At 64.5% G+C, this 20,189-nt stretch carries 9 protein-coding genes; 6 read left to right on the forward strand and 3 right to left on the reverse strand.

The window, feature by feature from the left end:
* The first annotated feature begins 98 nt into the window (after positions 1-98).
* From pglW to SBP01_RS13675, 6 genes are read left to right on the forward strand one after another with little or no spacing between them, the layout of a single operon-like run.
* Positions 99-4,319, forward strand: coding sequence for a BREX system serine/threonine kinase PglW (pglW, locus tag SBP01_RS13650; RefSeq protein WP_320536136.1), 4,221 nt, complete (start codon positions 99-101; stop codon positions 4,317-4,319).
* The gene (gene pglX, locus SBP01_RS13655) at positions 4,316-7,873 is read left to right on the forward strand and encodes a BREX-2 system adenine-specific DNA-methyltransferase PglX (RefSeq protein WP_320536137.1); all 3,558 of its coding nucleotides are present in this window, start codon (positions 4,316-4,318) and stop codon (positions 7,871-7,873) included. The genes pglW and pglX overlap by 4 nt, the downstream gene beginning before the upstream one ends.
* Positions 7,870-11,649 (forward strand): DUF6079 family protein, encoded by a 3,780-nt coding sequence (locus SBP01_RS13660; RefSeq protein ID WP_320536138.1) that lies wholly within the window; start codon positions 7,870-7,872, stop codon positions 11,647-11,649. Before pglX ends, SBP01_RS13660 begins: the two co-directional genes overlap by 4 nt.
* Complete coding sequence (gene pglZ, locus SBP01_RS13665; RefSeq protein ID WP_320536139.1) at positions 11,646-14,402, forward strand: BREX-2 system phosphatase PglZ; 2,757 nt, start codon at positions 11,646-11,648, stop codon at positions 14,400-14,402. The genes SBP01_RS13660 and pglZ overlap by 4 nt, the downstream gene beginning before the upstream one ends.
* Entirely contained in the window at positions 14,395-15,747 is a 1,353-nt protein-coding gene (gene brxD / locus SBP01_RS13670; protein WP_320536140.1) for a BREX system ATP-binding protein BrxD, read from the forward strand. Before pglZ ends, brxD begins: the two co-directional genes overlap by 8 nt.
* Positions 15,744-17,876, forward strand: coding sequence for a DEAD/DEAH box helicase (locus tag SBP01_RS13675; RefSeq protein WP_320536141.1), 2,133 nt, complete (start codon positions 15,744-15,746; stop codon positions 17,874-17,876). Before brxD ends, SBP01_RS13675 begins: the two co-directional genes overlap by 4 nt.
* A 34-nt stretch (positions 17,877-17,910) precedes the next feature.
* Here SBP01_RS13675 and SBP01_RS13680 read toward each other — a convergent pair whose 3' ends face one another.
* The 3 genes from SBP01_RS13680 to SBP01_RS13690 form a co-directional block, all read right to left on the reverse strand.
* Positions 17,911-18,255, reverse strand: coding sequence for a hypothetical protein (locus SBP01_RS13680; RefSeq protein WP_320536142.1), 345 nt, complete (start codon positions 18,253-18,255; stop codon positions 17,911-17,913).
* Between the two features lie 146 nt (positions 18,256-18,401).
* Positions 18,402-18,914 carry a single-stranded DNA-binding protein gene (locus SBP01_RS13685; RefSeq protein WP_320536143.1) on the reverse strand — a complete coding sequence of 171 codons (513 nt, stop codon included), beginning with the start codon at positions 18,912-18,914 and terminating at the stop codon, positions 18,402-18,404.
* Positions 18,915-18,974: 60 nt separating this feature from the next.
* Positions 18,975-20,141, reverse strand: coding sequence for an ArdC-like ssDNA-binding domain-containing protein (locus SBP01_RS13690; protein WP_320536144.1), 1,167 nt, complete (start codon positions 20,139-20,141; stop codon positions 18,975-18,977).
* Between the last annotated feature and the right edge of the window lie 48 nt (positions 20,142-20,189).

Genomic DNA, 20,189 nt, shown 5'->3' on the forward strand with positions numbered 1-20,189 from the left:
CACAGGGCGCGGCAGACCCGAAACACGCCTCCGAAACGTTGGTAATGTAAGCCAGTGGTGTCTATATGTAGGGAAGCATGTCTCATGGGGGAACTGGTGTGGAGCAAGACCGCTGGATCGAAGTAAGCGATTCGCAGTTCTCGCATGAGATCGAGGGCCTGGCCTACCTCAAGAGCAAGATCCCGGCGCAGAGCCCCTACCGGGTGTGGAGCAACTTCGAGTTCAGGGACGGCCGCGGTGGCTGGCACGAAGTCGACGCTCTGTTGCTCGGTCGTGGAGGCCTGCACCTTCTCGAGCTCAAGTACTATTCCGGCCGGCTGACCGGCAACGATACGCAGTGGCTCCGTGATGGCCGCCGCGCGGAACCATCTCCGCTTCTGCTAGCCCGGCGCAAGGCCCAGTACCTAGCTTCAAAGCTCAAAGACGCCCTCGCTGATTGGGCACGCGAAAAGGGCATTGGATTCGACGAGGTGCGCGGCCTTGTCCCCTTCGTCAGTCAGGCAGTCTTCCTTCACCACCCAAGGTTTGTCAGCGAACTCCCGCCGTCCTCGTCCCTCGGTCTCTATGGACTCGATGAAGCGGAAGCTGTCAGCCATGTTCCCGGCATCAGCGACCTCATCAGCCAGGAACCACGTGCCAATGCTGCCATCGGCCAGAACCAAGAAGCTATCCTCGTAGACCTCATGGCTCGCATCGGCTTGGTCCAGCGCCGTGAACGTGAGGCCGGTTCGTGGATCATCGCGGATGGGGCCCTTGACGAGGGCCCGGGCTGGCAAGACTGGAGCGGCTATCACAAGGTCTCCAAGCAGGAAACGGTCCGCATCCGTTTCCAGATCACGCCCCCGGGAACTTCGCAGTCCGTAGCGAGCCGAAACTACAAGATCGCCGAACACGAGTTCCGTCTCATGAGCCGGCTCTCCCACGACGGCCTCTTGCGACCCCGAGACCTGGTCGACTCTGAACTCGGTGTCGGATTGGTTTACGACCATTCCGATGGCATGCAACGTCTCGACCTCTGGCTCGCCGGGCAGCCTAACGGGCTGCCCCTCGATCAGCGCTTGTCAATCATCCGTCAGCTGGCAGAAGCCCTCGACTACGCGCACCGCAACCAGGTGGTCCACCGTGGTCTGAGTCCGAAGGCCGTCTGGGTCAAGACGGTTCACGGACAGCCCAAGGTCCTTATCGGCGACTGGCAAAGTGCTGGCTTGGCATCGGGACAGGTCCTCACCGGCCACGCCGCCGACGGCGTCACTTCACTGCTGGACCGCAGGCCGGACCCCAATCAGGCAGACGCATGGCTGACCGAAGCCTTTGAAGCCCCAGAGGGGCGCTGGCAGCCGGAATCAGCAGATCGTATCCGGGTGGACGTCTTTTCTCTTGGCGCCCTGGCTTACTTCATCCTCGCGGCGCAGCGTCCCGCTGATTCGTCGCTCGTCCTTGCGGAGCGGCTGAGGAACCAGCGTGGCCTGGACCTGTCCCTCGAGCTGCCCTCGATCTCGCCGAGCATTCGCGAAGCCGTGCTGGGTGCCACGAGGCCTGCCCCCGGCGAGCGGTTCGACGGCGTCGGTAAGTTCCTGGACGCATTGTTCGACTCTTCAGCGCCCTCCGCCGTGGCCAGTGCGGACGTCGACGCCGTCGACGCTGCTCCTGGCATGGTTTTGGCTGACGGACGATTTACTGTCCTTCGCCGGCTCGGGCGCGGTTCGACTGCCGTCGGGCTGCTGGTCACAGACGCGGACGACGCCGGCGCCCATCGGGTCCTGAAGGTTGCGGTGGACTCAAAGGCGGCACAGCGGCTCCACGAAGAGGCCGCGGTATTGCGTGCACTCTCCGGCCCACGCCTGGTCAAGATCCTCGACGGGCCCCTTCCCTTGGGCGACCGCTCGGCGCTGTTGTTGGAGAGCGCCGGCGATCAAACGCTCAGCGAGCTGCTGCGGGAGCGTAAACGCCTTTCGCTGGACCTGTTGGAACGGCTGGGTCGGGACCTGCTGGAGGCACTCGTCCAGCTGGACAAAGATGGTGTTGATCACCGGGACATCAAGCCGGGCAACCTGGGCGTTCGTGCGGAGCGCAGTGGCAAACACCTCGTGCTCTTCGACTTCTCCCTGTCCCGGGCTGCGGCGTCGGACATTGCTGCCGGGACCCCTCCATATCTGGATCCGTTCCTCGGCGGTCTCCGGAGCCGTTTCGATTCGGCCGCGGAACGATACTCGGCCGCCGTCGTGCTGTTCGAAATGGCAACCGGCCACACGCCGTTCTACGGTGATCCGCTGGCCAACCCCGCGTCCGTGCCGGACGAAGTCAGCATCGATGCCCACGACTTCGACCGGGCCATTGCCCCACGCCTCGTCTCCTTCTTCCGCACGGCGCTGGCTCGCGATGCCAAGCGACGCTACGACACCGCTACGGAGATGCTGGAGAACTGGCGGGCTGCGTTCCCGACGGATGCCACCACCGCCCCGGAGAACTCGGACGAACTCGCAGCCGTAGCAACACCGGCCACCCCACTGGAGCAGTCCGGCCTGTCTGCTCGCGCCCTCTCCGCGCTGGAACCGCTTGGCGTCAGCACCGTCGGGGAACTCACGGCGGTTGATCCGGTCCGGCTGAACGCCCTGCGGGGGGTCGCCCATGCCACCAAACGCGAGGTTTCCACCCGGGCTCTGGCGTGGCGGGAGAAATTCGGCGAAAAGGCCAAGCACGGAACACCGGGCACTGCCCCGCTCCCCTCAGTCCTTGCCCTCGCCGAACGTCTCGTCGAGGCCGCCGGCACACGGAAAGCCGTACAGTCCCGCGCAGCCGCCGGCCTGATCCTCGGAACGTACGGCGACGTGGACGCCTTTGCCACCCAGGCACAACTGGGCGCGCATCTGCCGAACCCGGTCACCGCCGCGGGCGCCAACCAGCTCGTCGGGAAACTCCAGACTGCCTGGGCCGAGGACAAACCGGTCCTGGGCTTCCTCCTCCACCTTTCCGCTGTGGTTAACCAGCGCCTGAACGCGCTCGGTGGGGCCGCCACCATCGACGAACTCGCCATGGAGGTGCTGTCCCAGACCACGGTCGAGTCCGAGCGCACCGGCGAGAATGAACGCATCGCGCGGGGCCTGCTACGGATTGTCGTGGACCGCCAGCGCGCCCTCAAGCGCGCGGACTCCAACGACGAACCACTGGAGCTGCGCCGCCGGGACGGCAACGTAATGCTGATCGCTCGTGAGACACCACTGCTGGATGCGGCGGAACGACTGGGTCGCGAAGCCGACTCACTGCTCGCCGAGTCGACGGCGCAGCCCGCCGTAGTTCCCGCCGAACGCGTCCACCAGCGGCTGTCCGCGCTCCTCGACGCCGCGGGCATCGAGGACCCTTTGCTGCGCGACCGGGTTCGGCTGGCGCGTCTGGCCGCCGGGTTGTCCCGCCAAGCGGCAGCGTCCGGTAGCGGCGAACTGCACGATAGGGACCTGTCTCAGATCGAAGCGCTGGGGCTGGCACTGCGCGGTGTGGCGGGCCCGCAGCGCCTCTCGCCCCGCGAAATCGTTGACCGCGTCCGCGTCCGCTTCCCCGCCGTACCGGCTCTTCCGACGTCTGGGCGTCTTGCCGAGCTGCTCCGTGAGGCCGGCCTGGATCTGACCCATGACCCCGCATCCGGGACCTACGGCACCCCCACCATCGCGGAGCCGTCCCCGGGCAGTTCCTCCCGTCTGGCTACGGGAACGCACACCGGCGGCCTGTTCGCCAACGAAGCCACCCCGGAGTCAAAGCTTCGCGACAGCATTACCCAGCGGTCCTTCCTGGCTTTGGGAGCCCGAGCCGACCTTTGCGACACGCTGGCCGTGCGGCTGGAAACGGAATTTCACGCCCAGCGGATCGATGTAACCGCCCTGCTGCTGGACGAATTGAAGTCCCTGAGCCTGGAGGCAGGGTTCCCGTCCTGGGAAGCACTGGTTCGTGCCGACGCGCAGCCGGAAAACGACCGGGCCACCCGCGGTGTGGCGGCAGCCGTCAAGCGGGCCGTCCCGGTGGTCGAGGCTGCCATAAGTGCGGCCGCCGTAGATACGGGACAGGAAGTCCGGCCGGTCGTCATCGTCGAGGCTTCCCCACTGGCCCGCTACGGACACACGGACATCCTCCGGCACTGGAGCGACCTGGCCACCGGCCGCGGCCAGGCAGTATGGGTGATCCTGCCGCAGGTCGGCGCGAGCCGGGGGCCACTGCTCGACGGCGTCTCGGTCCAGACCTCCCCCAACCAATATCTCCGTGTCGACACCGCTTGGATCGACGCCCCTACAAACCTCATCCCGGCAGCCGTCGAAGGAGCCACCCTATGACCATTGGCAAGGACCTCACCCCCAAACTGCAGAAGCTTGTGCTCCGGGTCGAAGACGACCTGCGCACCAGGCTCGAGGAAGATCCGGGGCTCAAGGCTAAGTGGCAGTCCGAGCACACCGACGCGCTGCGCGCCGAACGCACCTCTTCCGCGTGGGTGACATGGCGCGACGACCGCATCACACAGGCCGCTGTCGGCTGGGTCCTGACCACGGTGTTCCTGCGCTTCTGCGAAGACAACGCGCTGCTCTCCAAGGTCTGGATCGCCGGTCCCGGCGCCCGCCGGCAGGAAGCATTCGACGCCGAAACCGCCTACTTCCGCGCCCACCCGGAAAACACCTGGCGCGAATGGATCCTGGAAGGCATCACCCACCTGCGCTCCTTCCCGTCCACCGTGGCACTGGTGGACGAACACGCTGCCCTCTGGCAGGTCTCCCCGTCCGGCGCCATGGCGAAGGAAATCCTGGATTTTTGGCGCGCCACCGACGAAGCCGGCGTCCCGCTCTACGACTTCCAGGACAGCGGGCTCTCCACCCGCTTCCTCGGCGACCTCTATCAGGATCTCTCCGAGTACGCGAAGAAAACGTTCGCGCTCCTTCAGACCCCCGTATTTGTCGAGGAGTTCATCCTCGACCAGACGCTCACCCCGGCGCTCGCCGAGCGCCCGCTGGAAGGGTTCAAGCTAATCGACCCAACCTGCGGGTCCGGGCACTTCTTGCTGGGCGGATTCCAGCGGCTGCTGGACGAATGGAGAAGCAAGGCCCCTAACTTGGAAGCCCGCGATCGGGTTCAGAAGGCCCTCAACGCGATCCACGGCGTGGACCTGAACCCGTTCGCAGTGGCCATCGCACGCTTCCGGCTCACTATCGCCGCGCTCCAGGCCACGGGAGAGCTGGACCTGGAACGCGCCCCCGACTTCAGCTTCCACGTCGCCGCCGGCGACTCGCTGTTGCACGGCCAAGTGCAGCGCGAGTTCCGGTTCGAAGGCTTCGACGCCGATGCGGAGCTGTCCGGATTCGCCTATGCCACCGAAGACCTTGAGCAGCTCAAGCGCATCCTAAAGCCGGGCCAATACGATGTAGTGGTCGGGAACCCGCCCTACATCACAGTCAAAGACAAGACCCTAAATGCCGCGTACCGCAACCTATACGAGACGTGCAAGGGAACGTATGCCCTGACCGTGCCGTTCATGGAGCGCTTCTTTGGTCTGGCGAAACACGGTACCGATTCACAGCCCGCGGGATGGACCGGGCAGATTACCTCAAATTCCTTCATGAAGCGCGAGTTCGGGTCCAAGATCATCGAGGAGTACCTCACCCGTCAAGATCTGCGCCTGGTCGTCGACACTTCGGGTGCCTACATCCCCGGCCACGGCACGCCGACCGTCATCCTGATCGGCAAGCACCAGCGACCCGCCAGCCAAACCGTCCGCGCCGTTCTTGGAGTGCAGGGCGAGCCAGGGCGGCCGGAGAACCCCGCCACCGGCCTAGTCTGGCGGGCGATCGCCGATCGCCTCGATCAGCCTGGCTACGGCGACCAATGGATCTCTGTCACTGACCTCGATCGACAGCGACTGGCAACTCATCCGTGGAGCCTTAGTGGTGGAGGTGCTTCTAGTCTCTTGACTGAACTAAACAAGAACAGAGCTCGCCTGTCCGACTGGTCCGTCAGCATTGGTCGGACGACCGTGGTCGGCGAGGACGATGGCTGGTTCACAACCGACTCACGTGCTAGGTCACTCGGCCAGCTTGATCAGGTACGCAGCATTGTCGTTGGGGAAAACGTTAGAGATTACGGTCTCACAGGCGGAGCCCTCATATGGTGGCCGTACGACGATGTTTTCAAACCATCCTGGATTCCTGAGACGCACCCTGTCGTAAAGAGTTGCTTGTGGCCATTGCGCTCGGTTTTGTCTCAACGCGTCATTTTTGGGCAATCCTTGGCCGACAGAAAACGGCCTTGGTACGACCACCTCGAGTGCTACTCGTCGAAAATGCGGACGCCCCTGTCGATCACTTTCGCATTCGTCGCCACGCACAACCACTTTGTACTCGACCGGGGTGGGAAGGTCTTCAAACAATCCGCCCCGGTCATCAAGCTGCCGGAGGGCGCGTCCGAAGACGAACACCTCGCCCTGCTGGGCGTGCTCAATTCCTCATCCGCTTGTTTCTGGCTCAAGCAGAACAGCCACAACAAGGGAAATGGCGGTATTGGCGGCGGCATCGGTGACGAGTCGTGGGAACCTCGATATGAGTTCACGGGCACAACGTTGCAGGACTTCCCAATGCCTTCATCGCTCCCGCTGAACCGGGGTCGCCACCTCGACGCACTCGGGCGATCCTTGGCCGCAGCGTCTCCCGCCTCCGTTTTGGACAGCGCCACACCGACAGCTTCTGCGCTGTCGGATGCCCGGAAGTTCGCCCAGAACCTGCTTGGTCAGATGGTGGCGGCGCAGGAGGAACTGGACTGGGAGACGTACCGTCTCTATGGACTGCTCGATGAGGACTTTACGTACAAGAGTGAATCGCTGCCCGAGATCGAGCTCGGACAGCGGGCCTTCGAAATCGTGCTGGCACGACAGATCACCAGCGGCACCACTTCATCCGCGTGGTTCACCCGCCACGGCTCCACACCGGTAACCGAAATCCCCGCCGAATGGCCACAGGACTATCGGGCACTCGTCCAACGTCGGCTCGACGCCATCGAGGCCAATCCGAGCATCCGTCTGCTCGAGAAGCCCGAATTCAAACGACGGTGGGCAACCGAGCCGTGGGACAAGCAGCAGGAACAGGCCCTGCGTGGCTGGCTCCTGGACAGACTCGAGGACCGCTCGTACTGGTTTGATGCACACGACCGCCCGGTCGCTCGCAGCATCTCACAGGTCGCTGACGTGGTTTCCCGCGACGCAGACTTGGTGAGCGTCCTGGCGATATGGGACGGAACTGTCGACGTCGACGTCGCCAAGGCCCTCACCAGGCTGTTGACGGACGAGGCGGTCCCCTACCTCGCTGCACAGCGGCTCAAGGACTCCGGCCTGCGGAAGCGCGAAACGTGGGAGGAAACGTGGGAGCTGCAGCGCCGCGAGGACAGCGGGGAGGACGTGGGTAGGATCCCAGTGCCGCCCAAGTACGCCACCGCCGATTTCCGGAAGGCTTCCTGGTGGCAGGCTCGCGGGAAGCTTGACGTACCCAAGGAACGCTTCATCCTGTACCCGGACGCCGGACGTTCCACCGACCCGACCCTGCTCTTGGGCTGGGCCGGCTGGGACCACGCCCAACAGTTCCTTGTACTCGCGACCATCATGGACGAACGGATCAGCGAAGGTGGCAATGACAGCCAGCTGGTTCCGCTCGTGGCGGGCATGGCGGAAGTGCTGCCCTGGGTCAAGCAGTGGCATGCCGACCTCGACCCGACCTTCGGCATGAGCATGGCCGATTTCTGTTCAGCCCAGCTGGAGGAACGAATGACCCAGCTCAATGTCTCGACCACCGATCTGAAAGCCTGGCGTCCCGCCCCGGCTACGCGCGGCCGCCGCGCCATCAAGGAGAACGCATGACCATCCTGCTTCGCGACGTCTTCGACATCCCCGAACGCGCGGGCGTCGAGGACTACGTCCTCCGCCTCACCGACGCCGTCAGTGGTGACGGTGCCCGGCACGCCCTCGACGACTACGTGGTCACCCCCTCACTCGTCGACGCTTTCGATTCCGGGCTGGGGCTGGTGTGCGATGCACTGACCACAGGAATCAACCGCGGGTCATTTCTGACCGGGTCCTTCGGCTCGGGTAAGTCCCACTTTATGGCTGTGCTCCACGCCCTGCTGCGCCACGATCCAAAGGCCCGATCTGTCGCTGAACTCCAGGAGACCGTCGCCCGGCACGACGCTGTCCTGTCCGGCAGGAACATACTGCCGTTGGCATTCCATTTCCTGGATGGCCAGTCCATGGAACAGGTCATCTTTGACGCGTACGTCCGATATATCCAGGCCGCGCACCCGGACGCTTCCCTTCCGGCACTCTTCGCCTCCGACGCCCTCCTTGAGGACGCCGAGAACCTCAGACTACAGATCGGCGATAGCGCCTTCTTCCAGGGACTTGGAGGCGAGCCGGCAGACGACGAGTTCGACGAGTTCTCCGGCCTGCTCGGCTCCAGCGGCTGGAGCCTCGACCGCTACCAAGCTGCCCGCGCGGCCTCCGTGCAGAGCGTCGAGCGGCAGTCGCTGGTCAGTGACCTGGTGGGGACGTACTTCAAAGCGTTTGTTCGCTCCGGCGCGTATGTGGACCTGGACACTGGCCTCGCCGCCATGTCGTCGCACGCCAAAGCGCTCGGCTACGACGCCGTCGTCCTGTTCCTCGACGAGCTGGTCCTCTGGCTCGCCTTCGGCATGCACGAACCCGAGTTCTTCCGACGCGAGTCCCAGAAACTGACCAAACTGGTAGAGGGCTCCTACGGCAGCCTCGAGGCGCCCCTGGTCTCCTTTGTGGCCAGGCAGATGGACCTGCGTAAGTGGTTCGCAGACGCCGGTGCCAACGGTGTCCAGCAGGAGGCGCTCGAATCCGCATTCCGGCACCAGGAGGGACGCTTCGCAAAGATCGAACTGGGCGATGACAACCTCCCGTTCGTGGCCAGCAAGCGCCTCCTGCGGCCAAAGGACGACACTGCCAGGCAGTCCGTAGACGATGCTTTCACCCGGCTGGACCGGAATCCGAAAGTCTGGGACGTGCTGCTCGACGGGGTCAACTCTGATGACCAGCACCGTGGTTCGGATGAGAAAGCCTTCCGGCTCACCTACCCGTTCGCCCCGGCCTTGGTGTCCACCTTGCGTTCCCTGGCCAGCGTCATGCAGCGCGACCGCACCGCACTGAAGGTCATGCAGCAGATGTTGGTTGACCGCCGGAACACTATGAGCATCCAGGAAGTCATCCCCGTTGGGGACAGCTTCGATTACATCGTTAAGGGTCAGGCCGGGGCCGCCTTGGACGCCCAGGCCGCGGCGCTCTTCCGCTCCGCCACCCAGCTGTACCAGGACAAGCTGCTGCCCAAGATTCTCTCCACCCACCACCTTGCCGCCTCCGACCTGCAGAATCCGTCCCGGCTGACCTCCGCATTCCGCGCGGATGACCGGCTCGCCAAAACACTGCTGCTCTCCGCTGTCGCCCCCAACGTACCCGCCCTGAAGGCCCTGACTGCGACCCGGCTCGCGTCACTCAACCATGGTTCGATCGCGTCCCCGCTGCCCGGAGGCGAGGCCAACATCGTGCTGGCCAAGGTGAAAAATTGGTCCCGCGAAGTTCCCGAAATCCATGTGGGCTCCGAACCGCTGAACCCTATCATCCGGGTCCAGCTGTCCAACGTGGACTACGAATCAATCGTCGAAAAAGCCAAGGGCGAGGACAACCCCGGGCGTCAACGCGAACTGATTCGCAAGCTGGTCGCCGAAGGGCTCGGCCTGGAACTCGGCAACCCCGACGCCTGGAACGCCTACCGGCATCCCGTCGTGTGGCGTGGCTCCAAGCGCGAGGTCGAACTGGTCTTCGGCAACGTGCGCGACGCAGGCTGGCTCACGGATGAGCATTTCCGCGCCGGGGCTGGCGCTTGGCGCTTCGTCATCGACCACCCCTTCGATGAACAGCAGCACACCGCCACCGAAGACATTGAGCGAATCGAGAATTTGCGCGCCCGCAATTTCACCTCGCGAACAGTCGTCTGGTTGCCGCGTTTCCTCTCCGCGGAATCCATGCGCGACCTGCGTCGACTCGTAGTGTTGGACTGGCTTTTGGAGGGCACCGGAGACCGGTGGAACAGCCACGCCAATCACCTCAGTGAGGTCGACCGCCAACAGGCCCGCGGCATCCTCGAATCTCAGCAAGCCGCCCTGCGCGAGGGACTGCTACGTATCATCCAGCAGGCTTATGGAGCAGCGACCCCCGCCCCCGGCGCCCTGCTCGAGGATCCCGCGCACGTGGAGGTCCTGTACTCCCTGGACCCCGAATACGTTCCCCAGCCCCCGGTCGGGGCCACCCTCGGGGCAGGCTTCAAGCAGCTGGTGAACCGTGCGTTCGAATCCTCCTACCCGGGCCACCCGCGCTTCGAGCCTGAGGACACCGAGCTCAGAGTTGCCGACCTCAAGGCCGTAGCCGCCGCTCTCGAAGCCGCGGCCGCCGAACCGGAGGGCCGCGCCCCTTACCCCGGAGACGCACGGACAGTCCGCCGGATCGCCAACCCGCTCGAGGTCGGGCTCGCGGGGGAAACGCACTTCCTCTTTGGGGACGGACGTTTCGGTCCCTGGGGCACCGCGCTTGAGCAAGGTCTCTCGCGTGCGGGCATCGACAACGACGATGCCGTCACGGTTTCAAAATTGCGCGAGATCATCGACGGGGTCGAACCGGCCCATGGGCTGCGCAATGAAGTCTCCGACCTAATAGTGATTGCGTGGGGTCTACTGCGCCAGCGCGCCTGGTTCAACCACGGCGGTGCACTGCCAGCCGCTCCTTCGCCGGGATCGCTCCAGCCAAGCATGGAACTGCGACCGCAGCCCATGCCGACGGAACAGGAGTGGGAGGTGGCCCGCGCCACCGCGGGTCGCGTGTTCGCGATCGAGTCCCCCAAGTACCGCACCCCTGCCGCGGTTGCCTCCCTTGCTGAGGCAACGCGCACGTTTGCCCGCACGCGCGTCGTCGACGCGGACGCGCTGGTCAATGCGTTGGAGTCTGCCGCCACGCGGCTCAAAACAGATGGGGGCAACCGTTTAGTGCTCGCCCGCGGGATTGCGAAGGCCCTTGGTGCCTTGCAGCACCAAAATGGCGTCACACTGATCAAGACCCTCGCCGGACTGGACCTCCGCGCTACGCCGGAGGAAGCTTCGGCATCCGTGATTCGCGCCAAGGACGTTGTCGCGGCCCTGGCGGCATTCTCATGGAACCGGCTGACGCCTGTCCGCGAGGCCGCCGCTGGCCAGAGTGAACGCGCGGATGCCGCGCAAGACATCCTCGACAATCTCACCACTGCTCTGAACGGACATGAGCACGCCTACGCATGCGCGAAGGCTCTCAAGACCGCCGAAGATGCGATATTTGATTGGCTCGCCAGCGCACCTGTGCCGGCTCCGCCCCGGGTTGTTGAGCCGAATCCTATCGACACTCCTCCGGTAGTCGTTCCAGAACCGACTAAACCCGACGATGTCACGCTTCCAAAGACTGACCCGCCCGTGGATAACCACCCCGGCGGCCACTGGCGCACCGCCAATGCCAATACCGCGGTGGGCGAGCTCCAAAAGTTCCTGCGGGAAAACCCCGGGAGACGAATTGAAGTGCAGTGGAGGATCGTCGAGTGAGCGCGCAGGCGACCGCCGCCGGCACGATAAGCACCGCCGTCGTCCGTTCTCTAGTCTCCGCTGCCCGCAAGCACGGCACCCAGCGAGTGATCGGCCTCCGTGCCGTCCCGGACCCCGGCGCTGAACGACGCTTCGCGGATTCCGGGGAACCCGTCCACGTTCTGCCCTGCGTCTCTTCGTTGGCCATACGAGATGCTTTGCGCAACCGTCCCGCTGGGGAATGGCTCGTGATCCTGACCGACCGGCCGGAGGAAGACCTGGGTGCCGGTATCCTGGGGCATTTCGCCCATCAAAGGCTCCAGACGCCCGGGGCCTGGGAGGCCCTTAAGGAGCGTTTCGGCGCCGACCGGATCGACCGCGCGTTATCCACGCTGAAGCAACGGTTGCCAGTGGCGCAGGGCTTATTGCGCATCACTCCTGACGAAGGGTGGCCCGTCGCCCCGGGTGCTGTATTGACCATAGATCATGCCTTCGGCTCCGTTGCGGAGCGGCAGCTGGCACTGCCGCGCGGTCCGGTGGACGCCCTCAGCGTTCTGGACTGGACCACGAGATCCGATGCCGCGGACCGCATGGCGGACCTGCGCGAATTCGGCGGTGCTGAACTCGCTGACGCCGTCCTCCAGTGGCTGACCGACCGTGCGGGGCGGGCGGGCACACCGCTGCTGCGGTTGCTCCTCTCCGGCAGGGCCGCCGAGGCGGTCCCGATCGGAATTGCGCTCAATGTGCTGACCGGTACGGCCGGACGGACACCCCAGGAGCAGCAGCTCACCCAGCTGGCAATGGCCCGTCTCGAACACCTGTGGACTGGTTCCGTCGAAACGGTCACCCCACCCATGCTGGCGGCGCTGGGCAAGGTTGCGAGCAACGTTGTAGAAGCTCAGCTGGACGATCCCGCGCGCTGGCTGGAAGGTCATGCCTCGCTGCAGGCCGCTGACCGGTTGCTGGGCAAAATCCAGGCAGCCAGCTTGGCAAGCGATTCTCAGCTGCTGCCCGCCGGGCTCACCGCGTCGCTGCACCGGCTCGCGGAATCGCTCCGATCCTTCCCATCGTCAGGGATCAACGTCGTGGAGGAGGCTTGGTCGAGGGTGGAAGCCCATCGCCTGGCCTATCCGATACGAGGGAACGCCCGGGATCCCCGAGTGGATCCGTTCCGTGCCGCCGTCCGGCTGGCCCGCTGGCTCAGCCGCGATGACGTGCTGCCGGACAGTTTCGCCGCCGCGGTGCAACTGCAAGCCCGCGACCATGCATGGGTCGATGCCGCGTATAACGACGCGGTGGGCGGCGTCAGCGACCAGCTTTTGGGTGAAGGTCTCGGCGCAGTCTTGCGACTTACGGAGCAACGACGCCATGGCCACGACCGGGCCTTCGCACGCCTGCTGGCCGCGTCAGTCGCCTCGGACGAGGGCCGGACGACGGGCTGTTTGGACGGCGCCGGAGACCAGGTCTGGCACCTGGAGCGGTTACTGCCTTCGGTGGTGCTGCCGCTGGCGCGGACGAAAAACACCCTGCTGCTAGTCCTCGACGGCATGAGCGCCGCCACCGCCACGGAGCTAACCTCCACCGTGCTGCACGGCAACGAGGGCTGGTCCGAAGCCATCCCCGCTGCCGCCGAACGTCGCGGGTCTGCCGTGGCCGTACTGCCGACACTCACGAACCTCAGCCGCGCATCCCTATTCAGCGGCGAACTGACCTCTGGCGGACAGTCCCGTGAATTGTCGGGCTTCGCCGCGATGGCGAACGCCGGCGGGATGGCCCGGTCCGTGCTCTTCCACAAGGCCCCCCTGGACTCGTCTCGTCCAGGATTGGCTCTGCAGGACGACATTTCCGTGGCCATCGCCGACCCGCAGACACAACTCGTGGCCTGCGTTCTGAACACCATCGACGACGCCCTAGACAAGAGCGACCCGGCCGGAACCACATGGACTCCTGACACCATCCGGCACCTGCGACCATTGCTATCCGCTGCCATGGCGGCCGGACGCACCGTGGTCATGACGTCCGATCACGGGCACATCGTGGAGCGCCGCCGCGGGGAGCTGCGCGCGTTTGGTGAAACGAGCAGCGCACGGTCCCGGACACCGGAAACCCCCGCCGGTGACGACGAGGTGCTGGTCCAGGGCCGCCGTGTCCTAGCCGAAGGCGGCAGCGCAGTGCTCGCCGTCGACGAAACCCTGCGCTACGGACCGATCAAGGCCGGATACCACGGAGGCGCTTCCCCCGCCGAGGTAGTGGTTCCGGTCGTTGTCTTGGTTCCCGGCGATAACGTCCCCGACGGGTGGAAGCTGGCGCCGTCCCAGGAACCGCTGTGGTGGTCGATCGCTGCCAGCGGCGCTGTGGCGAGCCCGGCGAGCCCCCGTGCCGGACTGACGAAGACAGCCAAGGACAACACCCCATCAATGCTCGACATCCTGGACTCCCCCGACCCGGTACCCACCGCGCCGGGGATCGGCGCCGTCGTCGTATCTTCTGGAATGTTCAAGGCGCAGAAAGCGATCGCCGGCCGACTTGCCGTCGACGATAGCCAAGTGGCTAGGCTGCTGGATGCCTTGGCCGCTGCGCCAGGGACGCGGCTGGTCAAGGAGACGGCCGCCGTCGTCCTTCAGGTAGCCCCCACGCGCATGGATGGGGCGGTGGCTCAACTGCAGAAGCTGCTCAACGTCGAAGGCTACGGGGTGTTGCGTGTCGACGGTTCCATGCTGGTCCTGGATGCACGCCTGCTTCGTGAACAGTTCGGGGTGACAGATCGTGGCTGAAGTCTCGCCGCGCAGGCGCCGTGAAGTGATCGACGCCCTGCGGCGCGGCACGGTTCCTTCCAACGGACTCGACCTGCTCGCCGTCGGTCTGGATCGTTTCCAGCGCGCCGTCGACGAGGAACTCGAGTCGGTCGCGGGTAGTGGTGCCCTGGTCAAGGCAGTCCGCGGTGAGTACGGCACGGGTAAGACGTTCTACACCCGCCATCTTGCGGAGAAAGCCCTCAGAAAGGGTTTCGCCGCCGCCGAAGTGCAGATTTCCGAGACCGAGACGCCGTTGCACAAGCTAGAGACTGTCTACCGGCGGATTACCGAATCGCTGCGCACCGCCTCGGTGGCGCCCAGCGCGTTCCGTTCCGTCCTGGATGCCTGGCTGTTCACGCTCGAGGACGACGCCATCGCCGCAGACCCCGCGCTGGCCACCGCTTCTGCGGATGACTTGGCGGCCGCCGCGGATGTGTTGCTGGACCGGCGTTTGGCAGAGGTGAGTGCCAAGACCCCTGCCTTCGCCCAGGCACTCCGCGGTTACCGAGCAGCCGTAGCTGCTGGAGATGCTGCTGTTGCAGACGGGCTTGCCGCATGGCTCGGTGGCCAGCCCCATGTGGGCGCTTCGGCCAAGCGCGGGGCCGGAATCCGCGGCGATCTTGACCACTTCGGCGCCCTGGGATTCCTGCAGGGTCTGCTGCTGATTCTGCGAGACGCCGGGCATCCCGGCCTGCTGGTGGTTTTGGACGAGGTCGAGACCCTGCAACGGATGCGATCGGATGTGCGGGACAAAGCCCTCAACGCGCTGCGCCAGCTCATGGATGAAGTGGATTCCGGTCGGTTCCCGGGCTTGTATCTGGTGCTGACCGGAACACCGGCATTCTTCACCGGGCCATCGGGGGTGCCCCGCTTGGCGCCCCTGGCACAGCGTCTGGCGACGGATTTCGGCACCGATTCGCGCTTCGACAACCCCCGGGCCGTACAGATCCGTTTGGCCGGCTTCGACCGTGAAGCCCTCGAAGCTTTGGGCATCAAGGTACGGGACCTTTACCTTCTCGGCGCCGACTCTCCTGACCGTATCCGCCAGCTCGTTGACGATCCCTACGTCTCTGATCTGGCCGGCGCGGTGACCGGTGGTCTGGGCGGCAAGGTGGGCATCGCGCCTAGGATCTTCCTGAAGAAGCTCATCGGTGACGTGTTGGACCGTGTTGACCAGTTCGCTGACTTCGACCCGCGTCAGCACTACGCCTTGACCCTCGCCCGCGAGGACCTAAGCCCCGAGGAGCGCAACGCCGTTGGCGGCACCGTGGGAGTGGCCGGCGGGTACGCGACGACCGCGGACGACGTCGAACTCAACCTATGACCCAGCTCGCGGGGTTCGACGCACTCCACACGGTGGTCCAGCACCACATCGCCAACACGCTGGGATGGGACGGCCTGCGGCCGTTGCAGTCGGAGTCCATTGGTCCCGTACTGGGCGGCAACGATTGCCTGCTCCTGGCTCCCACTGCCGGCGGTAAGACCGAGGCAGCGTTGTTTCCGCTGCTGACCCGTATGGCTGAGGAGGCGTGGACAGGGACCTCTGTGCTTTACGTGTGTCCCCTGCGCGCGTTGCTGAACAACCTGGAGCCTCGGATCAATTCCTACGCCGGTTGGCTGGGGCGCACCGCGGCGGTCAGGCACGGCGACACCACTGCAGGCACCCGCAAACGCCAGGTCCTCGAGCGTCCGGACATACTGCTGACCACCCCGGAATCGCTTGAGTCCATGCTGGTCTCCACCCTGGCGGATCCGCGACAACTCTTTGCAGATGTACGTGCCATCGTCGTCGATGAGATTCATGCCTTTGCCGGTGACGATCGGGGTTGGCACCTGCTGGGGGTTGTCGAACGCATCTCCAAGCTGGCTGGTCATCCGCTGCAACGGATCGGACTGTCCGCGACGGTAGGCAACGCCCCGGAGCTCTTGACTTGGCTGCAAGGCAGCAATCGAATCTCGGAGATACCCGCCTCTGTAATCGTCCCGGACGGCGGCTCTCCGGCCGTGCCGGAGATGCAGCTCGATTTCGTAGGCAGCGACCTAAATGCAGCCAAAGTGATAGCGGCGCTGCATCGCGGCGAGAAACGGCTCGTCTTCGCCGATTCGCGACGAACGGTGGAAAAGGTGTCGCTCGGGCTGCGCGACCTCGAGGTGGAGACTTTCGTCTCCCATTCCTCCTTGTCCGTGGATGCCCGCAGGCAAGCCGAATCCGCATTCTCCCAAGCCCGAAACTGCGTGATTGTGTCCACCTCGACCCTGGAACTCGGCATCGACGTGGGCGACCTCGATAGGGTCGTCCAGATCGGTGCACCGCGCACCGTGGCGTCAGTATTGCAGCGGCTCGGCCGGACCGGCCGCCGACCGGGAACCGAGCGGAACATGCTGTTTCTGTCCACGGACGACGCGCAGTTCCTTCGCGCCTGTGGCCTGCTGTTGCTCTGGTCTGAGGGCTATGTGGAGCCTGTCATTCCTCCGCCGACTCCTTTGCACGTGGCAGCACAACAACTCTTGGGGCTGACACTCCAGGAACGGCGAATCGGGGCCAATAATTGGGACGAGTGGTTCTCTGGGCTCGGGCTCGCCTCTGCACTCGAGTGGCAAGCGATCGCAACAGGGCTGGTGGAAACTGGACACCTCGATTCGGACCAGGGGATGCTCTTCATGGGTCCCGAAGCTGAGCGGAAGTACGGGGGCATCCACTACCGGGACCTAATGGCGGTGTTCACAGCGGACCCGCAGGTAGCAATTCTGCACGGCCGCGAGGAAATCGGCTCCGTGGACCCGATGGTGCTGCAGCGCAAAGTTGACGGTCCCAGGCTGCTTACGCTCGGAGGCAGAGCCTGGCAGGTGAACTACGTTGATTGGAAGCGCCACCGCGCCTACGTTGAGCCATCCGCAAACGCCGCAGATTCCAAATGGTCAAGCATGCCGCAGCCCGAGTCCTATGCCCTGAGCGATGCAACTCGGCGGGTGCTGCTCGGTGCAACTCCCGCCAGCGTGCTGCTATCCAAAAGAGCTGTGACCAAGATGGGCGAGCTGCGCGACGAATATGCACACCGGGTTTCCGGCGATTCCACCGTCATGACCCGTGAGCCGAATGGGAGGCTTCGCTGGTGGACATGGGCTGGAGCTCGTGCCAATGCAGTCCTGGCCGCTGGCCTCATGGAGGTTGCGCCCGAATTGCTGGATGAATCGCGGGCCTTCAACAACTGGCAGATCGGGCTGCGTGGGGACACCACCGCTCCTGCTCTGTCGAAGGCCAAACAGCAGATCGGGCTCTTGCTCAAGGACGATCCGCCGAGCCTGCTCCCACAGGTGGACGACCGCGCACTCAGAACGCTGAAGTTTGCGGAACTTCTGCCTAATTCGTTGGCACTATCCACCCTCGCCGAACGGAACAGCGACCACGTGGGAGCTGTAGAAGTATCAGCCAGATCCGTGGTCACCGTTTAGTCAACGCATCGCTGTGCTCATCCGCGCACTCGCCCTATGAAAATTTACTGAGTATGGATCCCAGACTCGAACGGAGTTCCGTCAGCACGCTCGCATTCAGGGGCAACGTGCAATTTGCCTCGTCTGCGCCGGCCTCGTAAAACTGGAGGTCCATTACCGGGTGCTCGTCTTCTTCATCCTGACTGGCGACGAAAGCTATCCAGGAAATTTCTCCGGGAAATCCGCCAACGGCCCTTAGTTGAGCGGCCATGGATCCTTCGGCCGGCTCCGATTTTCCTACTTCGCCGTTGTCGTAAATCACGTAACGCGTGTAGCAGGCGTCTTCGCCCACGGTTTGGTGGTCGGTACACCACGGCTTGCAGGTCGGCGTTGCAGTCATTTCGTTCCCCCATGTGGATTAGCTCTTCCACGGAAACATTACCGACACTCCCGGTGTCAGTGCCCCGGCTAGTGTCACTACCGTGGTGAAGGTGGACTCGGAAGCACTCGGTTGACGACACTTTGCGGTGAACCTGAACCTGAAGCTCAGTAGCTCATTTCATTCCCCGCCCCTGCCCCGAAAGGGTGCACCGCCACCGGGCTCCTTGTGGTGATGTTGTACGCCGGTCCAGCAGCCTCTGCTGCCACGGGCCCTTCGGGACCAGCGGAAACCTCCGCGTCCGGCCCCGCAGCCGCGACGTGCGAAGCACGCTGGTAGACCGCCGTGCCGAAACGCAGGTCCGGGCCGAGTGTGTCGGCGACGATGCGGCGGGCTTCGCGTCGTTCGCCGTCTTTCTCATACGAACGGAACTCCAGCTCCCCCGTGATAGTGACCGCGTCGCCCTTCTTCAGGGAGCTCGCCGTGTTCTCGGCCAGCGCACGGAATGCCGAGACGTTGTGGAAGACCGCTTCGCCGTCGTGCCAGGTGCCGTCGGCTCCCTGGATGCGCTGGTTCACTGCGACGCGCAGCTTGGCGTGAGCAACTCCGCTCTCGCCGAAACTCAGTTCGGGATCGGCTACGAGGTTGCCGGCAATGCTGACCGGGATCTTAGTGCTCATTGTTCTTTCCCTTTCCTTAGCAGGCGGGGCTCTCCCACCGAACAGACAGTTGCGGCGTCCTTATGGACCGGCCATCACTGGCCCGCCCGCGGACGGTGTGGGCTGCCCGAAGTCCGCATATGCCACCGCCGATGGACTCATCCCCGGATCGGCGTCAACAGCGGAAATCTTGCCGCCGAATCCCGGCGGGTGAGTGATTTCGAGGATTCCTTTGCTAGCTCCGGTGACACGCCCGAGGACCGACTTGGCTACATCCACCCGAGACGTTGGGTGCGAGCTGTACATGTCCTGATCGAATGCGGAACGCTGCGTATGGATTACAGAGTCTGCCCATCCCAACAGGTACAGCGCCGATTGCTCCCCACGGTCGATCCCATGGGCCCTCAGCACTGTATAGGCGACAGATTCCGCCTCGATTTCGGCAAGCCCGCGATGGTCCGCACTGCTGCCATACAACCGCCCGACCTCGTCGTTTGGCCCGTGAAGGAGCACATGCCCAAGCTCGTGGGCAAGGACCGCCGAACGCTCTTCAGAGTCCAGCCAGGCACCGACCTGGATCCGGCGCTGCGTGAAATCGGTAAAGCCGCTGGTCAGCCCGTACTGGGCATGCGTGACGTCGACCCTGAAGCCGTGCCGGCTCGCCACTTCTGAGAGGGACCGCCAGAGCTCAGCGGCGTCCGCCTCCGGTCCGTCGGTGGTGCCGGGTACCAGCAGCGGGGTTCCTCGTGTCTGCGAGACGTCAAAGACCGCCTGACCACGCCAACCTACGATGATCGTCTTCTTTCCATCGTCGACAGCACCGCGCGGCAGCTTCTCGCCGAGAGGAACCTGTTGCCGCGTGCCGTCAGGAAGCGTCACCTGTTGGACTCGTGAAGTGCGGGGCGCGATCACCCAGAGCGCGTGCTCACCCTTCAGCACCGTGCGGCCGTGGCGTTCCCACTCCTTGTACCCGGCAACCAGGGTGGGCTCCTCGGTGCCGCGCTGGGCCATCTGCATCATGAGCAGTGCCACGTTGCCACCTGAGTAGCGCCAAAGCGTTGCCGAAGCGTCCAGCAGCACCTGCCAGTGCGATGGCGATTCAACGGCCTGCTCGAGGATCGTATGGAGACCATTCGTCAGTGCGGCGATGCGCTCTTCCGGTGTCATGCGGACATTGCCGGGGTCAGTCAGGGCAGGCGCAGTTACTGCCGCCACATCGCTCGATAAGTCTTCAGTTTCAGGGGCCACGGCAGCCGCCCTCCATACTTCTCGGTTCCAGCAGGAATTCGTTGGGGA

The sequence above is a fragment of the Pseudarthrobacter sp. IC2-21 genome, from assembly GCF_034048115.1.
GTDB lineage: Bacteria > Actinomycetota > Actinomycetes > Actinomycetales > Micrococcaceae > Arthrobacter > Arthrobacter naphthalenicus.